Here is a 19,434-nt window from a genome sequence, read left to right as displayed (position 1 = left end):
TAATTTTTACACAACTTGTTTTGATTATTTTTTAACCACCTCTAACTTTAAGGTTCGTCTTAACAAAGGAGAACCAAAATGGCATTTATGAAACAGGATATCCCAAACCGTGTAACGGTGTACCATGACAATGTCGATCAGGAACAAGAACTCAAGAACGCGATGTTGCCAGAAAAGCCGCGCTATTTTAACGGTTCTCCTACCTATAAAGCCGACAGTGTTGAACAGTTCCAATCCAAGCTTGAACATATTGGTATGTCGTTAGACAAATAGACCTCAAATGAATACAACAACGCCCTCAAGTTTCGAGTAATGCCGTTCGGATAAGCATTAATGCTTATATCTAAATGGATATTTTGTAGGGACAAAAAGGACTGAACGTGGATACGTTCGGTCCTTTCTTTTATCCGGTAAAATGAAGTGACTTATGCTCTCCCTCATTTGCTTGAGTTTGCTCGGTAGAGTTCCATCAGGACTAAGTGCCAACCAACGTAACTGGGTATCTATTAAGTTTATTGCCGCTGTAAAGCTGACTCTAGTTGGGCTTACATCGGCGTCTTGAGCAATATGAATCATCTCTAAGCGCACCAAATTGTACGCTAGCAGTATTCCCCAAAGCTCTTGTCTAACACCAACAGCAAAACGACTTCTCAAGGTAACCTCGCTTTGTAGCTGAGTTTGCTTTATCTCACCGTAACCTTCTTCTATTTCCCAGCGTTGCCAATAGACAGCTAATAAATCTTCTAATGAGTATTTCTCAGGGTCAACAAGGGAAGTTATAAAGCCTTCAATTTCACCTTTTGGGTCTTTATAGAGGATGAGGCGTGCCTGCCAATGAGTCGGTAAATTAGGGTTATTACGCTGAGCTTGTGGTGAGATAGGCATAGAAATAAGCATGTCGTTTTCAGCAAAGTGCTCTACGACTTCATATCTTAATTTCCGTTTTAAGGGGGTTAGCCAGTGACTATTGGAGGCTGCTGCATTCCACGATATCAACAGGTCGGCGGAAAAGTAGCAACGATCAAACAATGTTAGCGAGTTGGCTGGCACGTCTGCTAATAATCTGCGAGCTAACGTTGCCTCGCCAACCTGACAAGCATCGAATGCAGCCCCCATCATAAAGCGAGTCTCGGTCGCCATTAGGCCGACCAAGCGAAGTTGAGGATAAGGTTTATGTTTTTGAGAGATGAATCCAAATGCTAGCGCATTGTCTTCTGAATCTTGACAACGAAAAGTTGTACCATCCACGGCCATGATGCTTAGCCCTAGCACCTTATCTTTTACTAGTGCGTCGCTCTCCCAAGCCGCCACAGAGGTTTTAAACAAAGCGGCAAGAGGAGCCTCATCTAAACGTCGCCTAGAGTCAGTTAGCACACTAGGTGCAACACGAGACCATGTATTCTGAGGTTCGGGTTGAAGAGCTAAGTCAAGAGAACTACACACTTCCTTAATTGATTTATTCCGTTGCAGTCCCATCCAAATAACAAGCCAAACCGCTTGTTGCGCTGGTAGACGTCGTCTCCTAATACTTGCTTTAGATGTATCAAGCAAAGCTTGCTCTATCCATTCAAGTTGAATGGCATTAACTACAGACTCGTAGTTTTTACCATCCTCTATCGTTTCATGAGCCAAAACCAACTCTTGAGCAAACATAAAAAATCCCCACTAACGTTGTTAGTGAGGATTATCATATGATCCCAAGATCATTCAAGTCTCTAAACCGATCGGCATTACTCAAGTTTCGAGGGCGTTTTTTGTTTGGTGAGGTTAAATGTGTTAAGCCTTAGCTTTGCTGCGTCGCTTCGTTGCAGACCTGTTTTTGTACTGCTGGTGGCGCTGGTTCGTAATGGCTGAGCGTCATGTTAAAACTGCCTTCACCGCCAGTAATTGAGCGCAGACGACGAGCATAATCTTGCAGCTCGTTGACCGGAGATTTGGCTCTTAACATAGTGAAGTTCGCGTCGATAGGCTCGGTACCTTCAATAAGACCGCGATTACCAGATAAATCGCCGGATACATCACCCACATTCGCGGTTGGAATATGAAGCTCCATTTGAACAATCGGTTCGAGCACAATCGGGTCTGCGTTGTTGATCGCATCTAAGAAGGCTTTCTTACCAGCGATGACAAACGCGATTTCTTTTGAGTCAACCGAGTGGTATTTACCATCGTAAACGGTTACTTCGACATCTTTGATTGGGTTACCAGAAATCGCTCCTTCTTCTAGTGCTTGAACAATGCCTTTTTCCACCGCTGGGATCAGCGCCGTAGGAATCGCACCACCTACCACTTTATTGATGAACTTGAAGCCCGCGCCGCGTTCGAGTGGGCGTACTTTTAATTGCACTTCACCAAATTGACCGGCACCGCCGCTCTGTTTCTTATGACGATAATGACCTTCTGCTGGTTTGGTTATGGTCTCAAAGTATTCGACGCTTGGTTGGCTGGTCTCCACTTCCAGTTTGTAAACAGAAGACATTTTCTCAAGCGCTACTTTGAGGTGGAATTCACCCTGACCACTGATGATGGTTTCATTAGTGCGTGCGCGATGTTCGATTCGAAGAGAAGGGTCTTCACTGGCGATTTTATTCAGTACATCCCCAAGCTTTTGTTCGTCGCCACGTTTAACGGGTTTGAGGCATAGTGAGTACATCGAATCTGGGAAGTTGAGGGTTTTGAGTTGCACGCCATCTTCTTCATGAGAGTCATGAACAATGGAATCAAATTCCAACTCATCCACTTTGGCGAGCACACAGAAATCGCCGGCAAGCGCCCTTGGGATCTCCGTTCTGTCTTTGCCTTGCAATTGGCAGAGATGACCGACTTTGAACGCTTTGTTGCTTTCGCCAATGTAGAGTTGGCTGCCTGCGTTGATTTCACCTTGGTAAACACGCAAGTAGGCGAGTTTGCCCATGTAAGGATCGACGCTGATCTTGTACACATGCGCTACGCTGTGCTCAAGTGCTTCACAGTTTACTTTGACCTTTTTACCGTTTTTCTCCAACAGCGGTGGGTTGCCCTCATTTGGCATCGGCATGATTTCCGCTAGGGTTCTCAGTAGTAGTTCTACCCCCGCGCCTGTTTCGGACGACACAAAGCAGATTGGAATTACGTGTCCGGTTCGCAACGCTTCTTCAAACGGATCATGCAGCTGTTCTGCTGTCAGTTCTGAGCCTTGTTCGAGATACAGTTCCATCAGCTCTTCATCGACTTCAATCACTTGGTCTATTAAGGTTTCATGCGCTTCTTCGACTTTAGCGAGCAAAGTGTCGCGTTCGATCTCTGGTTCGAAATAGCAATCTACGACCGATTGAGCATCGGCTGAAGGTAAGTTGATTGGTAAGCAGTTGTCACCGAAGTGTTCGATGATGTTTTCCATCACTGCTTCAAGTTGGTTACCGTGATTGTCGAGCTTGTTGATGATGATCATCTGGCACTTTTGCTGCTCTTTAGCAAAGGCGAACAAGCGGTCAGACGTTTGGTTGATGGGCATTTGTGGGTCGATGATCAACGCGGAAGTTTCAACGGCAGGGAACACGCTGAGTGTGCGTCCGAGTAATTCACTTTGTCCGGGAGTGTCGATGATATTGAGGCGGTGTTTGTTCCAACTTAAGGCAACTGGGGTGGCTTCGATACTGTGTTGATATTGGATGGATTGTTGGTCGAAATCGGTCACCGTATCGCCTTTTTCCACACAACCTAAATGGTTGGTAGCTTGGCAGGTGTAGAGCAGTTTTTCTATCAGTGTGGTTTTGCCGGTACCCGTTTGACCGACAAAGGCGACGTTGCGGATCTTATTGATAGGCATAGAGCCTCCTTGCAAATGACGTGCGAAACCGAGTGAGCCTTTAGCGGCCAATCAACGGTTCCAAAGCAAACCTGATATCAGGCACGAACTGCATTGGAGTAGGGCGGGTTTACCGCCTTTTCGTCTTCCATGTCATTTTTCGGATGACTCTATACATACAACCACCACCTTGCTGAAAAAGCGCATTAGAGGTTACTACGGTATTAGCATGCCGTAATAACCCCGTAATTTATGTGACTTATTTCATGCTGACGGTGATTGTTTTTTAATCTAGGTCATGAAATGGGTGATGGGGTGATCACTGACCCTTTACAGGACGATTTCACCTTCTCGATACACCAAAGCTGGTTCAACATCCTGACCCAGTAAAACCGGACCATCTAAGTCGACCACTTTCGACTGCACAGCGATGGGTAGGGCTGCTCGCATCGCTAGTGAAGTGCCTAGCATGCAACCTGACATCAAGGTAAAGCCAAGGCGTTTCGCTTCTTCTGCAAGCAGTAGGGCTTCGGTTAGACCACCTGTCTTGTCGAGCTTGATGTTGACCATTTCGTATTTGCCTACCAATTCGTGCAATTGTTGGCGTGTATGGCAACTTTCATCGGCACAAAGTGGAATTGGGTGCGAAATGTCTTTTAGCTTTTCATCGTCATTCGATGGCAAAGGCTGCTCAATCATCGCAATATTCAGTGGCGCTAGCGCGGCAAAGGTGGCGTCTAAATCCAGTTCTTGCCATGCTTCGTTCGCATCCAGCACGATCATCGCATCGCCTGCCGCTTCACGAACTGCGCGAACACGTTCAATCACTTGTTCGCCATCGAGCTTCACTTTAAGTAGTTTTGCGCCTTGTTCGATGTAACTACGGGTCTGGTTTGCCATCGCCTCTGGTGTGTTAATCGACACAGTCATCGCAGTGACAATCGATGCTGGCAGTTCAAATAAATCTTGAGTGTGTTGCTTGCCCGCTAGTTTAGCTTGTAAGTTCCACATCGCACAGTCGAGTGCATTACGTGCCGCACCACCTGGGAGAAGGGTTTGCAGCTTTTCTCTAAGGGAGACTATGTTCGCATCGCCTTTGGCAAACAAGCCTTGCAGTTCATGGGCGGCTTGAGAAATGGCTTTGATCACCGATTCCACCGACTCGCCGTAACGGGGATAAGGCGTACATTCACCTTGGGCACTGATGCCGTTCTGCTCTATGGTTACTCGTACCACGTGGCATTCGGTTCTGCTGCCACGTGATATACGGAAAGGCGTCGCCATCGCAATGGTGACGGGCTCTACATGAATTTTCATCGCGTCTACAATCCTTAAATCGCAACTTAAATCGCAATAATGTGTTGAGCAATTTGCTCTACGCCAAAACGCACAGGATCGGTCACTGGTACTTGGTATTTCTCAGTCCAGTCTTGGCAAAGCTGTGCGGCATCATCTTCACTGATTGCAGAAGTATTCAAGCAGATTCCGACAAGACGTGTGTCAGAGTTTGTTAAACGTGCAGCTTGTAAATTCGCTTCGATGGTTTGTTCAATCGTTGGCAACTTAGCATGAGGAAGGTTGCGAATGTGCGGGCGACCGATCTCGTGACACAATACCAAAGCGTCTGCTTGTGCGCCGTGAAGCAAGCCTAAACTCACGCCAGCAAAAGACGGATTGAATAGTGAACCTTGCCCTTCAATGATGTCCCATTCGTGGTCAGTAAACTCAGGACTAATGGCTTCCACCGCACCAGAGATAAAGTCCGCGACAACAGCATCAATCGAAATACCACTGCCTGCAACTAAGATGCCCGTTTGACCTGTGGCTTTGAACTCAGCTTTACAACCCGATTGCTGTAAGGCTTTCTCAATCGCGAGGGCTGAGAACATTTTTCCAACCGAGCAGTCGGTGCCAACCGTTAGTAAGCGTTTACCCGAGCGCGCTTTACCATTGCCCACTTTCAGCGGTTCATCATAATGGCGCACATCGTGCAATTTGGTTAAAGCGCGTTGCTGTAAGTCATTCAAAGGCGCGAATTCAGAAAGACGTTGATGCATACCCGAGGCAATTTCAAACCCCATTTCCGCCGCTTCCAGTAACGTCGCCTGCCATGATTCAGGAATAACACCGCCAGGGTTTGCTGTACCGATAACGAGCGTTTTTGCGCCTTGCTGCTGAGCTTGTTGCAGCGTCATGTCGGTTAAACCTAATGAAACGGTTTCTGACGTAAGACGAAGCTGACCTAAACAAATCTCTGGGCGCCATTGATGGATACCGCGCGCGGTTTTTGCGGCTAATGGATCGGTGACGTCGCCAAGAAAAAGTAGGTAAGGTAGAGCAATTTGCATGATGGTTCCCTCTGTCATTCGTATGTTTTCAGACAATGTAGTCAGTTTGAAGAGGGAAGCCGAATGCCTATTTGTTGTGCGCCTATAACTTGAGGTTATAGGTGAGCATGAGTGCTAACTTACTGATTAACATGCTGCTTTAACGACTCAATGAAAAGCTTGGTCGATATGGATTGCGGTGTGTGTTCCGCAAACAAGATAGAAATAGAAAATGACAGCGCTGGAAAAAGTGAGCGCACGCTTACCGATTCATCACCTTGATACTGTTTTGCTGTCCATGGGTCGACAATCGCAAACCCCGCATGATGCTTGACTAGCTCGGCGGCTGCGGCGTAACTGCGTACTGTGATCGCATGGTGATAATGTTCATCACGCGCAGAGAGTGTTTGATGTAGCAATAAACCGAGTGGGTCTCGACTGTCCAAGCCGATGATTGGCAATTCGTGCTGAATCAAATCATCAAACGATACCGAGTCCTCAGTTGAACTGAGCGCTTCTTTTGGCGCAATCAGAACAAGTTGTTGCTTGAGTAACACTTCACTCAAAATCGCGGGTGGCGTTTCTTCACCAAAGGCAATCGCTACATCCAATTCGTGCTTAAGTAAGCCTGAACACAGCTCATCACGGTTTGCGGTTAAAAGTTCAAATGAGATGCCTTGTTGCCTCGACAGTGTAGCAACCGTTGGAGCAAGCAGTTGGGAAGCCAAGACAGGCGGAGCTCCGACTCTTAAATGCTGAGTGCCTTGTTTCACCTTATTGGTGAGGGAACGAAATTGCCCAAGCTGTTGGTAAACTTTCTCGGCCTCTGGCAGTAGGGCTTTGGCTTCTTGGGTCGGTACTAAGCGGCCTTTGACACGCTCAAACAGGGCAAAGCTAAGTTGTTGTTCCGTATGGGCAAGTACTCGAGTGACATTAGGTTGCGATACATGCAATAGGCGCGCGGCACCAGAAACGGTTCCGGTCTGCATGATGGCGTAAAAGACTTCCAATTGTCTTAAATTCACTGCGGTTTCCTGTTGTTTCGTTTGAGCTAGAAGCTAGCTTATCCAATTCTTACGCCTTTTAACAATAGTTGGTAATTGCCCTCAGCTTGAGTAAGATGAGTTGGTAACCCCTTAGTTTTCACGGAATTATGACTGAGTTATTTGATCAAAAAAGTTTGCAGCCGCTGTACATTCAAGTCGCGGATGAATTAAAGCGCGAAATTGATAAAGGTATTTACCCTGCAGGCAGTAAGCTTCCATCGGAAAATCAACTGGTGGAGTTACTCAAAGTCAGTCGAGTGACGGTTCGTAAAGCGCTTCAACAACTTAATGATTTGGGCTACACCTTCTCAGAAAAAGGCAAAGGGACGTTCGTTAAATCCAACAAATTGCGTCATGATTTCTTGTCCATGTCTGGTTTTGCTCAAGAAGCGGCAGGCTCAGGGTTAGAAGCTAAGAACATTGTGGATGCGTTTGAAGTGGTTCCTGCAGACGAGTTAGTCGCTGAAAAACTCAATATAGCTCAAGGTGAGCCAGTGAATTTTGCTCGTCGTTTACGTCTGATTAATGATCAGGTTGTCTCTTATGAGGAGTTCTATATTCCTCGTGTTCTTTTGCCTAACTTAACGCAGCAAGATCTTGAAGGCTCAAAGTTCGAATACTTAAGTCGTCATGGCATTGAGATGGTGAAAACGCAGCAGAAATTGATTCCTGCCTTACCGGATGATGCGGCACAGAAACTGTTGGCGGTCGATAAGCTGGATCCTATCTTGATCAACCAATCTCAGAACTTCTATGAAGAACAAAGGGTATACGAGTATTCCATCGTTTACTACAAGTCGAGTTTGTACGACTTTGAAATCACCGCACGAGTTTAAAGACCTTGAATTAAACGAATATTGAACGAATTGAAAAATAGCCCACCGATGTGGGCTATTTTTTTATTTATAGGTTTAATAACTAAGCAACTCCATGCATTTTGAATCAATAACAAGTGTGACGTGTGACAAAAAACGAGAATGAAAAATACAACCTGTATCTAACCTGTATTACGATAAATACAAGTTGAATACAGGTTGTTATTTCTTTGCACTCTTTGGAGACAAAAATTATGGCGCGAGATGCGAAAGTTGTAGCGAGTAAAGTGATGTCCTTGCTAGGTGGTGAGGGCAACATCGCACAACTTAATCACTGTGCAACACGACTGCGTGTTGTGGCCAAGGACGATGGACTAGTAGACGCGGAAGGACTCAGCGCGACAGAAGGAGTACACGGTTACTTCTTCCAAAACGGACAGCACCAAGTGATCTTGGGTACCGGGTTTGTGGGTAAAGTATTTGCCATTATGAAAGGCAATGAAGCGATTGAAGAAGCGCCACAAACCGAAGAGAAGAAAGACAAAGTCAGCACCTTTCAAGCAGTGACGCGTACCTTCTCTGATATCTTTGTTGCCATTATTCCAGCACTGGTTGCTACGGGTCTTTTGATGGGCTTACGTGGTTTGCTCGTCAACGGTTTTGGCATGGAGCTATCACCACAGTTAAACACGCTTTCACAAGTTCTGACCGACACGGCATTTATCTTTATCCCAGTTTTGGTGACTTGGTCAGCGATGCGCGTGTTTGGTGGTAACCCAGTTCTAGGTATTGTGCTCGGCCTGATGCTAGTTGCGCCGCAATTGGCGAGTAAGTGGGATGTAGCCTTTGGCAACGCTGAAGCCATGATCATTCCGTTTATGGGTTTTGATATCGCAGTTACTGGTCTGCAAAGCTCGATTCTTCCTGCTGTATTTATGGGTTGGTTCGCGGCGATGGTAGAGCGCACTTCGCGCAAACACATTCCAGAAGTGTTGGACTTGATCCTCACGCCTTTCATTACCCTGTTGGTGTCTCTGATTGCTGGCTTAGTATTCGTAGGCCCATTGCTGCTTGGTATCGAGAAACTGATTACTGAGGCGGTGCTGTACTTCTTGCAAATTCCTTACGGTATCGGTGGTTTGATTTACGGTGGTGCTATTCAATTTATGGCCGTGACAGGCATGCACCACACTATCGTTCCAATCACGATTGCGATGGTGACAGACACAGGCTTCGACTACATCAACCCACTTGGTACAGCGGCGATTGCCGGTCAGTTTGGTGCGGCGATGGCGGTCATGACCATGCAAACAGACAAAGTAAAACGCTCTGGCATGTTTGGCGCCGCACTTCCTGCACTATTTGGTATCACAGAGCCTGCCATGTTTGCGATTACGCTTCCTCGCGTTAAGCCTTTCCTATACGGCTGTGTTGGTGGTGCGATTGGTGGCTGTCTTGGTGCTATTGCAGGCATCGGCTCCGCGGGTACAGGTGCAACCATGTTACCAGGTATGTTGTTGTACCTCGGCGGTGGTCTAGGCATGTACATGCTTGTCATGCTGGTGGGTGCAGTGTCGGCGTTCGCTCTAACAAAACTGTTCTACAAAGAACCAAAGTAATTCTTTTCACTCCCGTTGTTTAGCGGGAGTGCTTTCTCTTTTTGGAGTCGTTATGGATTTTTCTAATCGCCAAAATCGATTTGTGAGAATCGATGAGGTGAGCGCGGAATATTTGGCAGACATTAAGCATAAAACGAAAACAGACCCGTTTTATCCGAGCTACCACATTGCCCCGCATCATGGTTTAGTGAATGACCCAAATGGTCTGAGCTACTTTAATGGCGAGCATCATATTTTCTATCAGTGGTTTCCATTAGGCCCCGTGCACGGTTTGAAGCATTGGTATCACGTATCGACCAATGACTTCGTTAACTTTAACGATCGCGGCATTGCGATGTATCCAGACCAAGACTACGACCATCACGGTTGTTATACGGGTGTGGGTGTTCCTCACAATGACGAATTGTACTTGTTTTACACCGCCAACCTTCTGAGTGAAGAGGGGAAAGGCTTGCCAACACAAGCACTCGCGGTGATGGATAAACAAGGCAATATCGAGAAAAAAGGTGTCGTGGTTGAGTTTAATTCCGATGCGTACACGCAAGAATTCCGTGATCCAGTATTAGTCACTCGCGACGACGGTTACCACATGCTGATAGGTGCTCAAGGGCATGATGAAAAAGGCAAGCTTGCTTATTATCACGGTTCAGATATCGATGATTACCACTATCAAGGCAATATTGATGTGGGTCTGGGTGACTTCGGTTATATGTGGGAATGCCCTAACTATTACGAACAAGATGAAAACGGCGTGTTTATCTTCTCTCCTCAAGGCGTAAGCTCAGAGAGTAAATATGACCTGAAGAACGTTTTCTCTGTGGTTTACATGGTGGGCGAGCGCATTGATTTCGAAAACAAAGTCTTTCCTAACCAGGGTTACCGAGAGTTGGATAAAGGTTTTGATTTCTATGCTCCTCAAACCTATCTCGATGATCAGCAGCGACGTATTCTGATTGGTTGGTTGGGTAACTCGAAGAGTGAATACCCAACCGATAAGAACCGCTGGGCGCATATGCTGACGCTACCTCGTGTCTTGACCATTGAAGGGGATTACCTCATTCAAAGCCCATTACAAGAATTGGAAGCGTTACGCAAAGATTCTGTCGAAGTCGACGGTTCACATTCGTTGGATTCTCAAGCATTTGAGGTCGATCTTCATGTTGATGGCGCTTTCTCTTTGGCTCTATCCAATCAGAAAGGTGAGCGAATGGTATTTAGTGGTGATCAACATGAGTTCACCCTAGATCGAACTCATGTTTCTCATTTGCATGCTGAGGCTTTTGGTACCGTTCGTTATGCCAAGCGACTTGAACAAGCACAGCGTATTCGTATCTTCGTGGATAACTCTGCGATCGAGATTTTTGCCGACAGCGGTAAGACGGTTTTCACCTCGCGGATCTTTATTGATGATCTGTGCAACATCGAGCTCAAACAGGCTCAAGCAACACTGCATTACTTGTCCCCGATCTCTTACTGCTAGCAGTTTCGGATTGGTTTTTGGCCACCAACTTGGTGGCCTTTTTTGTGCCTGCTATTTAGCAATGAAATTGATTCATAAATTTTGTGATATCTGTCATGTCACAATGCTCATATGAATGAGTTTGATTTCTATCAATTTCACTCAAAAAATTGCTTTAAAATCCGATAATTATAAATTTTTATATTTAAGTTGCTGTAATTAAAGGTAAATAATCAAAGATCTAAAATCGTGATCTAGTCTAGCAAAAACGGTTTAGCAATATTGTTTTGCTGATTTCGTTGATCAAGAATTAGCCCCGTCCACTGCTAATGATCGGCCAGTTAATTAGCAGTTCTTTTTTGTCCATAGCTACACATAAGCCCTCCTTTAAGGCGGGCAAACTATTAAAAAATACAAATATAGGGGTTCACATGAACAACACTTTTAAGCTTTCGCTAGCAGCTGTTTTAGTATCAACAGCAATGACTGCAAACGCAGGTATCAGCATCGTTGACAACGAAGAAGGTAACTTCTCGGTTGGCGGTAACGTAGAGCTAAACTTCAACTTTGAAGATCGTGAATCAAACGCCAATGACGACAGCGAGTTCAACCAAGACGGTCGCGTACTTATCGAGTTTGCGGGTGAGAAGTACACCAGCAACGGTCACTATGTGGGTGTCAAAGCACAGCCTCTTTTTGAAAGTACAGGCAACATCGCACTGGATGACGCGTACTTTGAATTTGGTAAGAAAGACGGTTGGGCGATTAAAGCGGGTCGTTTCGAAGCTTATGATATGTTCCCTGTGGGCCTAGACGTATTCCTTGAGTATTCAGGCGATACGGCGAATGACCTATACGCAGACGGTGCGGCATACTCTTACCAAATGAAAGAAGCGCGCGGTCGTGGTTCTGATGGTCAGATCATGTACAACCAAACATTCGGCAACCTATATGTAGAAGTTGGTGCGATGTTGGGTGACCGTTCTAACTTATTTGATGGCGGCGTTGGTGGTTATTACCACGGTAAAGAAATCACAGAAAGTAAAGATGCGTTCCTACTACGCCCTGTCGTTGCTTACCAAATGGGTGATTTCACAGTCGCAGCATCGATGGAGACTAACCTAGTTTCTAACGCTATTGTTGCCGATGGCGTGGACATCTCAGATCGTACGGGGTACGGCTTAACAGGTAACTGGACAAGCGGTGATTGGTCTGTGAACGCAAGTGTTTCTTACCTAGATGCAGTAGACGAGAACAACATGTCGGCAGGTGTGAACGCATTGTGGAATAACCTAGGTCTTGGCTACATCTACTCAACGAACGAATTCGAAAACAAAGAGTTTTCTTCTTGGGCGGAAGGTGACGTAAACGTATCAACTTGGTACGCTTCTTACGCATTCCGTGATGTGCTAGAAGTTCAGGATTTCTCAATCCTACTAGGCACTTACTACACTATGGTCGACAACAAACTGACGCAGCAATCGGATGCAACTGCCTTTGCTGAAGAAGACGATTTCGGTGCGCGTGTTCGCCTATACTACGAATTCTAATTCCTCCCTTTGGAAGCCAAAAGCCCAGCGATTGCTGGGCTTTTTGTTATTGGCTTGTGGCAAGTTGACCATCGCCATTCATTTTATGATTCAAATACCACATCACACAGACTGCCATCGCCATGGTGCCAGCCGCCAGAATGAAGCCATACTTGGTCAAGCCATAGTGGCTCAACATCGCAATAACAACATAACTTAAAGATTGCACGGTAGTGGCGAACATGCTGATTCCGCCGTCGACTCGCCCTCGTTGATGGACAGAGACAGTGTGGTGCATCCAATTGATTCTTGCGAGTCGATTCAACGCGTTAAATGTGCCAAAGAGCGCAGTAAACATCAGAATGGTCAGTGGATGTGCGGATAAGCTCATTCCAACTAAAGCAATTACTAACACGCTCATCGATACGACAATAATGCTGGTGTGACCAAACTGATTCAGTACCTTGGTAACGATAAATCCGGTTAGTAATGAACCCAAGCCAAAGCTGATGTTAAACCCTGCGTACCAATCACCCGAGATACCTTGCTCCGAGAACCAGATAGGCACCAACTTTCCAAGGTAAGTCAGAATAGGATAAGACAGGCAGGACAGCAAAATGAAAGCGTAAAAGGTCGGCTCTTTAGCAAAGATTTGCTTGCTCTCTTTTAACTGCGACATAAAGGCAACAGTGTGAGTGTCTCTGATTTGCTGCACGTACGGCGTGGCCATATAGAAAAGGGCGGCGATAGAAGAAGCTGAGGCAGCAAACAAAGCAAATTCCTTCATGCCCCACATCTCTAATAACACGATACCCAGAGCGCCTGCGCCCAGCGTGGTCGATTGCATCACGATTTCTTGCTGACCGGAAATTTTGGCGTATTCATGGCGTTGGTAGTTCTCTTGGGTGAAAGCATTGTTGGTTGTCCATGCGAAGTTACTGGATACCCAATAGACCAATTGTGCAAACGCTAACAACCAATGTGAGCCAAGCTCAAACCAGTACGCGACAAAAATGATGAACGCCATACCAGCTTGTAACCACTGATTGAGCACGAGTAACTGCTTTCTTGAATGGCGGTCGATAAGAGTGGAGAAGAAAGGTGTAGCCAAGAAAGAAACCGCAGTACAAGAGAGTGAGACCAAAGCAACAAAGGTTCCCATTCCCGGTTCAGCCAACATTACCCATGGAAGTGCCATCATGAATAATCCGGAAGAAATGCTATCGAAGAATCGCCCAGCCAAGTAGGGCAGCGTTTTATTTTTCATCGTTTTTATCTGCTTAATTTGTTAACGTGGTGTAACTTTAGGACCTCAAGTAAACTTGAGGTAAAGCGTTTTTTTAAACAAGAGGTCAGAAATGGAAATCAGCGTAGGCGAGGTGGCAAAGCGCTCTGGAGTGAAGGTATCAGCGCTGCACTTTTATGAGCAGAAGGGATTGATTTCAAGCTGGAGAAATCAAGGTAATCAACGTCGCTACCATCGCAGCGTACTTCGTCGTGTGGCTGTGATCAAAGCAGCGCAGCAAGTTGGATTGTCGTTAGAAGAGATCAAAGTGGCATTAGAAGAGCTGCCCAAGCATCAAGCACCAAACAAGCAGCAATGGGAAACCATGGCCAGTCATTGGCATGAGCAGTTAGAACAAAAGATTCAAAAGCTCAAAGCGCTACAAAACGATTTGGGAGGTTGTATTGGTTGCGGGTGTCTCTCACTAGAAACTTGTGCATTAAGAAACCCAGAAGATGTGCTCGGTAAAGATCATGCTGGTTCGAACCTGACCCTCGACGAACAAGAGTCATAACAACGGCTGAGCTGGTTATTCCTTATCGAAACTATCCACCACAATCGCGCCCATTGAAGCAGGCATAGTAATCACAATCACCCGTTTGAGGGCGATAAGTGGGTCGGTGAATAAAGGAAGTTTGTTGATGCAGAATAGCACTAAAGCCACCACCACAGCGGCGATGAAGTAGGCAATTACCACACGAAAGATGAAAACGGCAACGCGCGTTTTTATGTTGCTTTGAAATACGCTTTGATAAGCAAAAAAACCTAAGAAGAGCACAGACAAGCTGAATAGCATCAGCAAATTCAACATCGGCAAGCTTTCACCCAAGCGCCACGCTTCTTCCGAGAAAGAAATTGGGACGGCGAGAGCAAAAGCGCCAACTAAAACTTGGCTGGCATCTTCGAGGTTAAAGTGGCTGCTCATGCTTGAGACTCAGGCGTGCTGCTTGCTAAGAGCTGCTCAAAGCGCTCATTGCCGTGAAGCAGCTCGAGATCTTGTTCTTCCGCTAACAGATCGCGAATGGAAGGGCTGGTATCAATCGCACGCTCTAAGTCTTCAATCGCTTGCTCTTCAATCCCTAAACGAGAGTAGGCACAAGCGCGTTGGTAAAGGGCTGGGCCGTTCGTATCGTCCACTTCCAGAACTCTGTTACATAAGCTCAGTGCCCAGTGGTACTCTTTGATCTCCATAGCGGCGTCGGCTTTGTAAGTCAGCGCTTCTAAATCACCAGGGCGAACAAGCAAAATTTCATCGTAGATGTCGATGCGTTGTTCCGGAGTTTGTGAGCTTTGTGCACGAAGCCATAAGTTATGGATTTCGTTGATCTTCTCAATCTCTTTGTTGTTTTCGCTGATGATGCGGGTTTTACGTTTCAAGTCACGCTCCAACGCCACGAACTTTTTCTCGTATTCCTGAGCGATCTTTTCTAATCGCTTGTCTGCCATCTCTTTGGTGTTGTGCTTAAACTCGCGCAGAGATTGCCAACCTACAAAAGCAATAAGTGAAGCGACACCAGCAATGATGTAGAAGAAGTAGGTCACCGTCACGTTAGCGTAGTTCAAAGATTTATCAGCCACCGTTAACTCACGGTCGGTGATTTCAACAATCATTCTTCGTTCTAAATCCTGTTGTTCCTGACGCAGCGACTTCAACTCATCAAGGATATAACGCTCCATTAATGGTCTATCCAAAAGGTCGGATTCTGAATACTTTTCTTCGGATGCAAGAGTTGGAAAGGAGAGCAGAGCAGCGAAGAAGATGCCGATGATTAAGCGCATAGAACGTCCTTTTGCGTCGAGAATGGATGAATCTCTGAAACCATAGCAAATACAGACAAGGTTTAGCAAAAATCAGATGAAAAATGCTTGTTTTATAAAGCGTTCTGATGGGCTCATATCTTGTTCTTTTGATGATGGATGGATACTCTTTCCGGTTAGTAAAGCGATGGAAAAGCAGAACCAAGGAACAGAAGTATGGACGCCAAAGCACAAGCTTATCTCAACCAATATTTGGAGACGCTCTCTGGAAAAGAGCAAGCAGCGATCCCCTCCGTAAGTGCTGATTATTATTGTGCTGACGAGTACAACGCTAATACTTGTGCTGAGCTGGTGAGAATCGGCCAGAAAACGGCTTCTTGCAGTATGGAACTCTGGTACAGCGAACACGGAGAGATGATGCCTCAAGTGGGGCACTTACAAGTGGTGACCAATTGGGACGGCGAACCTGTTTGTATTATTGAAATCACAGACGTCAGTACCTCCCGATATTCGGATGTGAGTGAAGAGTTTGCCCAAGCTGAAGGGGAAGGCGACCGGACAATAGCTTGGTGGAGAGAAGCACACACTAAATTCTTTAAAGCGGAATGTGAAGAGCTTGGCATCGACTGGCATGAGCAACGTTTGTTGGTACTTGAGCGTTTTAGAGTGGTTTACCCTATATCCAAGTAACCCAACGAAAAAGGCTTGGCGCGTTGCCAAGCCTTTTCATTAACTACGATGATTTACGCTAATTGTTCTTGGCTATAGAGCCGTTGGATCAGCGTTTGCCATTCTTCTCTTAATACGCCGTATTTGATGGAGTCGTAGTACTCGCCTTGGTAGTAACGCACTTTACGAATCCGGGCTTCCTGTTGCATGCCAAGCTTTTCTGCGCAACGCATCATTCTTGGGTTACCAGACCATGTTGTTAAACCTACTCGTGCTATGTCTTGGGTTTCGAATATATGGCTAATCCATGGTACGAGCGCACAAAATCCCAACCCTTTATCCCAATAGTTCGAATCGTAAATGACGATGCCAGCTTCAAGCCAACGGGTGCTCTCACATTCCCAATACCAACTCACTGAACCAACGGGCTTACCTTCGAACTCAATCAATAACATGTCCTCGCCTTTCAGTAGGCGTTGAAAGGTGTGATTACGAAAGCCTTCTAATGTCGGTGTTTGATAAGGGAAGTAAGGACCATTGAATTGCGCCCAGCGTTCATCCTCAGTAATGAGCTTATAGAGCGCTTTGGCTTCTTCCGGAACGGCTCGCCTTAATGTGACGCCTTGGAAATGGTACATAACACTCCTTTTAGTAACGAATAAGAGTAACGAATTAACGTTTGACCGCAGTGACGCTGAACATGTGCCAATGTTTAGCATTACCTAGGGCTGTGCTGCCATCTTCATCCCGCTCATGAAAGTGGAGAATGTCATATCCTTCAAACAATGCTTCGACTTGCTCTCTGGTGAACGCACTGATGTCTGGATGCGTTTTGGCTTTGACCCAAGAGTCTTTCACGCCCAGTAAATCCCCACAAAAAACACCACCGGAAACTAAGGCTGAATCGATTCTCTGCCACACGCTTTCAAAGTGCTCACTAGGGCAGAAGAACAAACTCGCACTGGCAATGAACAAGCTGCATGGCGGGTAATCAAAGTCACTAAAGCAAGACTGCGATATGGAAAAGTTAGGATTGCCTTCGAAACGCGTCAAGCAAGTTTCCACCGCATCTTGATGAGTGTCAAACGCGTAAACCGTAAAGCCTTGATTGAGGAGGTAGTTGGAATCTCGACCGGTACCGCATCCTGCATCAATGGCTATTTTGTTGTCGAGCGTAAGCAGGTTGGCGGCACGTTCTACGTTTGGTCGGTGAGGTTGGCTCGCAACCTTTTGATAGTAATCGTTCCATGTTACTGACATTGCGATTCCTTTCTTATGTGTAAAAAACGCTACTCAGTGTTGAATAGCGTTTTGATTTAGTTTTGTTGACTTTGTCCTCGAAGGGAAGCTAGAGCTGATCCTCGATTGGCAGAATGCCCGAGAACCAAGCGCCCATTTTTCGCCACACGCTGGCTTCTGGCTCTGAATCGAATTCTTCGCCTGTTGCTTGATCAATCCATGCGATATCACCATCTTTGATGATGAGTTGATAGGCATTTTCTTTCAACTGCTCTGGCAAAACGGTTTGTTGTTTTTGCACGTACTCTGGTTGCTCCATAACTACGCCCATCTCTGTATTAAGCTCAGCCGAACGCGGATCCCAGTTCATCGAACCTACAAACAAGGTTTTCCCATCGATCATCATGGCTTTGGCGTGCAGACTCGCTCGGCTGCTACCGGTTAAGCTCCATTTGCTTTTGATTTTCGCGCTGGCTTTTACTTCCCATAATTTAATGCCTGCTTTGACCAAATCTTCACGGTACTTGGCGTACCAACCGTGCACAGCGAACACATCGTTTGATGCCAAGCTATTCGTCACGATGGTGATATCAATCCCTCGTTTTGCCGCATCAGTCAGAGCCTTTGTTCCGGATTCTGTCGGCACAAAGTAAGGGGAAATTAGAACAAAAGAATCTTCAACGCTCTCAAGGAGTTCACCTAAGTTCGCTACCAGTTGACTTTCTTGAGTGGCAATTTTGTCGGGTAAATCGAACCACACTTGGCCTTGTCCCCAATATAGTTTTAGTTTGCCTTGTTGGAGCTCCTCGTACAGGTCTAACTCTTTGAAGTTATAGGGACCGGTAGAAAACTTCTCTTCCAATTTGAGCTTTTTCACCTGCGCTTGAATCGCATCATCTGCCACTTTTTCAGACTCAGGCACAATCCATTCCATTGGGATGGCATAGAGGCTATTCCAATACAAATCAAATTGATCCGCCGTTTGCGTCACGGCCTCGCCATATAGCATCAAATCGAAATCACCAAACTCGACATTGGACTCGAAGGAGAAGTATTCATTGCCAATGTTTCTGCCGCCGACAATGGCAGACACACTATCGGAAATCAGAGCCTTGTTGTGCATGCGACGATTAAGGCGGTCAAAATCACTTGCCAGTGCAAATACACGTGCATCTCGATATTGGTGCGGGTTAAACAGTCGGATTTCGATGTTTGGGTGAGCGTTCAACTCTGCCATTCCTGCATCATTTCGCTTTTGCATGTCATCGAGAAGTAGGCGAACGCGTACGCCACGTTGTGCTGCTTCATACAAACGCCAAGTTATCAGTTGACTGGTCTCGTCACTGCGATAGATGTAGTACTGCAAATCTAGGCTTTTTTCGGCAGATTCAATCAGTGCTATTCGAGCTAATAGCGCGTCGTTTCCCTGATTAAGAGGGTAAAAGCCAGTATCTGAGTTAGGGTCTTTGTCGTAACTTTCAAAGAACTCTGCCAACGATGAGTCGCTTTGATATCCGAACTGAAAACTGGTGGATTTCTCACTTGGATCTCTTGGCTGAATTGAGGAACAAGCCGAGACAAGTACAAGCATTGAACCGAGTAAGGCTTTAGAGAGAGAACGTAGCAATGCACACTTCCTTGTTAATACACAACGTAACTCTTTGATTATATATCAAGCTTTAAATCTGGGTAACGCGAGTGATTGTAGCCAAGTCGCAGATTTCTCAATAAAGCAACCGAATCTGAATGACTCGATATGGTTTTTGGAAAGCATATTATTCGGGCGGACAATATCATGTTTTTTGCTTATGTTTTGCTCAGGAATGGTCAATATCACTAATATCTGGTGGTAATTACCAACACTGCACTGAGAGAAATTGCCGATTTAATTTAACTTATTG

General features: G+C 45.9%; 18 protein-coding genes. 7 read left to right on the top strand and 11 right to left on the bottom strand.

Annotation, left to right across the window (positions count from 1 at the left end):
• Positions 1-78: 78 nt before the first annotated feature.
• Positions 79-273: a hypothetical protein gene (locus A9237_RS24280; RefSeq protein ID WP_009697894.1), complete on the top strand. Its 195-nt coding sequence runs from the start codon at positions 79-81 to the stop codon at positions 271-273.
• A gap of 57 nt (positions 274-330) precedes the next feature.
• On the opposite strand, the gene A9237_RS24275 is transcribed toward A9237_RS24280, so the two are convergent.
• The 5 genes from A9237_RS24275 to A9237_RS24250 all read right to left on the bottom strand — a co-directional run bounded on the left by A9237_RS24275 (position 331) and on the right by A9237_RS24250 (position 7,139).
• Positions 331-1,653 (bottom strand): IS4 family transposase, encoded by a 1,323-nt coding sequence (locus A9237_RS24275; protein WP_078607672.1) that lies wholly within the window; start codon positions 1,651-1,653, stop codon positions 331-333.
• 130 nt (positions 1,654-1,783) lie between these two features.
• Positions 1,784-3,808, bottom strand: a complete 2,025-nt coding sequence (gene fusA / locus A9237_RS24270; RefSeq protein ID WP_078610246.1) for an elongation factor G — start codon at positions 3,806-3,808, stop codon at positions 1,784-1,786.
• 309 nt (positions 3,809-4,117) lie between these two features.
• Positions 4,118-5,104: an N-acetyl-D-Glu racemase DgcA gene (gene dgcA, locus A9237_RS24260; protein ID WP_009706369.1), complete on the bottom strand. Its 987-nt coding sequence runs from the start codon at positions 5,102-5,104 to the stop codon at positions 4,118-4,120.
• 26 nt (positions 5,105-5,130) lie between these two features.
• Positions 5,131-6,135: an N-acetyltransferase DgcN gene (gene dgcN, locus A9237_RS24255; RefSeq protein ID WP_078609927.1), complete on the bottom strand. Its 1,005-nt coding sequence runs from the start codon at positions 6,133-6,135 to the stop codon at positions 5,131-5,133.
• Positions 6,136-6,254: 119 nt separating this feature from the next.
• Positions 6,255-7,139, bottom strand: a complete 885-nt coding sequence (locus A9237_RS24250) for a LysR family transcriptional regulator (protein ID WP_078609926.1) — start codon at positions 7,137-7,139, stop codon at positions 6,255-6,257.
• Between the two features lie 128 nt (positions 7,140-7,267).
• Between A9237_RS24250 and A9237_RS24245 the strand changes: the two genes are divergently transcribed.
• The 4 genes from A9237_RS24245 to A9237_RS24230 all read left to right on the top strand — a co-directional run bounded on the left by A9237_RS24245 (position 7,268) and on the right by A9237_RS24230 (position 12,603).
• Positions 7,268-7,996 carry a GntR family transcriptional regulator gene (locus tag A9237_RS24245; protein ID WP_078609925.1) on the top strand — a complete coding sequence of 243 codons (729 nt, stop codon included), beginning with the start codon at positions 7,268-7,270 and terminating at the stop codon, positions 7,994-7,996.
• A 233-nt stretch (positions 7,997-8,229) separates the two neighbouring features.
• Positions 8,230-9,594, top strand: a complete 1,365-nt coding sequence (locus tag A9237_RS24240; RefSeq protein WP_038894400.1) for a PTS transporter subunit EIIC — start codon at positions 8,230-8,232, stop codon at positions 9,592-9,594.
• Between the two features lie 52 nt (positions 9,595-9,646).
• Entirely contained in the window at positions 9,647-11,074 is a 1,428-nt protein-coding gene (locus A9237_RS24235) for a sucrose-6-phosphate hydrolase (protein WP_078609924.1), read from the top strand.
• A gap of 410 nt (positions 11,075-11,484) precedes the next feature.
• The gene (locus A9237_RS24230) at positions 11,485-12,603 is read left to right on the top strand and encodes a carbohydrate porin (RefSeq protein WP_078609923.1); all 1,119 of its coding nucleotides are present in this window, start codon (positions 11,485-11,487) and stop codon (positions 12,601-12,603) included.
• 46 nt (positions 12,604-12,649) lie between these two features.
• On the opposite strand, the gene A9237_RS24225 is transcribed toward A9237_RS24230, so the two are convergent.
• Complete coding sequence (locus A9237_RS24225) at positions 12,650-13,849, bottom strand: MFS transporter (RefSeq protein ID WP_078609922.1); 1,200 nt, start codon at positions 13,847-13,849, stop codon at positions 12,650-12,652.
• Positions 13,850-13,940: 91 nt separating this feature from the next.
• Between A9237_RS24225 and soxR the strand changes: the two genes are divergently transcribed.
• Positions 13,941-14,381: a redox-sensitive transcriptional activator SoxR gene (gene soxR / locus A9237_RS24220; protein WP_005441477.1), complete on the top strand. Its 441-nt coding sequence runs from the start codon at positions 13,941-13,943 to the stop codon at positions 14,379-14,381.
• Positions 14,382-14,396: 15 nt separating this feature from the next.
• Here the strand turns inward: soxR and A9237_RS24215 are convergent, their stop codons facing one another.
• Positions 14,397-14,792: a DUF2391 family protein gene (locus A9237_RS24215; protein ID WP_005441475.1), complete on the bottom strand. Its 396-nt coding sequence runs from the start codon at positions 14,790-14,792 to the stop codon at positions 14,397-14,399.
• The gene (locus A9237_RS24210; RefSeq protein WP_020196089.1) at positions 14,789-15,646 is read right to left on the bottom strand and encodes a tetratricopeptide repeat protein; all 858 of its coding nucleotides are present in this window, start codon (positions 15,644-15,646) and stop codon (positions 14,789-14,791) included. Before A9237_RS24210 ends, A9237_RS24215 begins: the two co-directional genes overlap by 4 nt.
• 195 nt (positions 15,647-15,841) lie before the next feature.
• Between A9237_RS24210 and A9237_RS24205 the strand changes: the two genes are divergently transcribed.
• Complete coding sequence (locus tag A9237_RS24205) at positions 15,842-16,315, top strand: ASCH domain-containing protein (RefSeq protein ID WP_078609921.1); 474 nt, start codon at positions 15,842-15,844, stop codon at positions 16,313-16,315.
• A gap of 53 nt (positions 16,316-16,368) precedes the next feature.
• Here the strand turns inward: A9237_RS24205 and A9237_RS24200 are convergent, their stop codons facing one another.
• The 3 genes from A9237_RS24200 to A9237_RS24190 form a co-directional block, all read right to left on the bottom strand.
• Positions 16,369-16,932, bottom strand: a complete 564-nt coding sequence (locus A9237_RS24200) for a GNAT family N-acetyltransferase (RefSeq protein WP_078609920.1) — start codon at positions 16,930-16,932, stop codon at positions 16,369-16,371.
• A 34-nt stretch (positions 16,933-16,966) separates the two neighbouring features.
• Complete coding sequence (locus tag A9237_RS24195; protein WP_009706357.1) at positions 16,967-17,554, bottom strand: class I SAM-dependent methyltransferase; 588 nt, start codon at positions 17,552-17,554, stop codon at positions 16,967-16,969.
• A gap of 88 nt (positions 17,555-17,642) precedes the next feature.
• Positions 17,643-19,160, bottom strand: coding sequence for a phospholipase D family protein (locus A9237_RS24190; RefSeq protein ID WP_078609919.1), 1,518 nt, complete (start codon positions 19,158-19,160; stop codon positions 17,643-17,645).
• Positions 19,161-19,434: the final 274 nt, after the last annotated feature.

The organism is Vibrio owensii (genome assembly GCF_002021755.1).
Lineage (GTDB): Bacteria > Pseudomonadota > Gammaproteobacteria > Enterobacterales > Vibrionaceae > Vibrio > Vibrio owensii.
This window is presented reverse-complemented; position numbering and strand designations above follow the sequence as displayed.

Excerpts from the sequence above, each read along its gene's own strand:
- A9237_RS24235 (WP_078609924.1), top strand. The coding sequence starts at position 9,647 with ATGGATTTTTCTAATCGCCAAAATCGATTTGTGAGAATCGATGAGGTG.
- A9237_RS24205 (WP_078609921.1), top strand. The coding sequence starts at position 15,842 with ATGGACGCCAAAGCACAAGCTTATCTCAACCAATATTTGGAGACGCTC.
- dgcA (WP_009706369.1), bottom strand. The coding sequence starts at position 5,104 with ATGAAAATTCATGTAGAGCCCGTCACCATTGCGATGGCGACGCCTTTC.
- A9237_RS24215 (WP_005441475.1), bottom strand. The coding sequence starts at position 14,792 with ATGAGCAGCCACTTTAACCTCGAAGATGCCAGCCAAGTTTTAGTTGGC.
- A9237_RS24275 (WP_078607672.1), bottom strand. The coding sequence starts at position 1,653 with ATGTTTGCTCAAGAGTTGGTTTTGGCTCATGAAACGATAGAGGATGGT.
- dgcN (WP_078609927.1), bottom strand. The coding sequence starts at position 6,135 with ATGCAAATTGCTCTACCTTACCTACTTTTTCTTGGCGACGTCACCGAT.
- A9237_RS24195 (WP_009706357.1), bottom strand. The coding sequence starts at position 17,554 with ATGTCAGTAACATGGAACGATTACTATCAAAAGGTTGCGAGCCAACCT.
- soxR (WP_005441477.1), top strand. The coding sequence starts at position 13,941 with ATGGAAATCAGCGTAGGCGAGGTGGCAAAGCGCTCTGGAGTGAAGGTA.
- A9237_RS24240 (WP_038894400.1), top strand. The coding sequence starts at position 8,230 with ATGGCGCGAGATGCGAAAGTTGTAGCGAGTAAAGTGATGTCCTTGCTA.
- A9237_RS24230 (WP_078609923.1), top strand. The coding sequence starts at position 11,485 with ATGAACAACACTTTTAAGCTTTCGCTAGCAGCTGTTTTAGTATCAACA.
- A9237_RS24245 (WP_078609925.1), top strand. The coding sequence starts at position 7,268 with ATGACTGAGTTATTTGATCAAAAAAGTTTGCAGCCGCTGTACATTCAA.
- A9237_RS24200 (WP_078609920.1), bottom strand. The coding sequence starts at position 16,932 with ATGTACCATTTCCAAGGCGTCACATTAAGGCGAGCCGTTCCGGAAGAA.
- A9237_RS24280 (WP_009697894.1), top strand. The coding sequence starts at position 79 with ATGGCATTTATGAAACAGGATATCCCAAACCGTGTAACGGTGTACCAT.
- fusA (WP_078610246.1), bottom strand. The coding sequence starts at position 3,808 with ATGCCTATCAATAAGATCCGCAACGTCGCCTTTGTCGGTCAAACGGGT.
- A9237_RS24225 (WP_078609922.1), bottom strand. The coding sequence starts at position 13,849 with ATGAAAAATAAAACGCTGCCCTACTTGGCTGGGCGATTCTTCGATAGC.
- A9237_RS24210 (WP_020196089.1), bottom strand. The coding sequence starts at position 15,646 with ATGCGCTTAATCATCGGCATCTTCTTCGCTGCTCTGCTCTCCTTTCCA.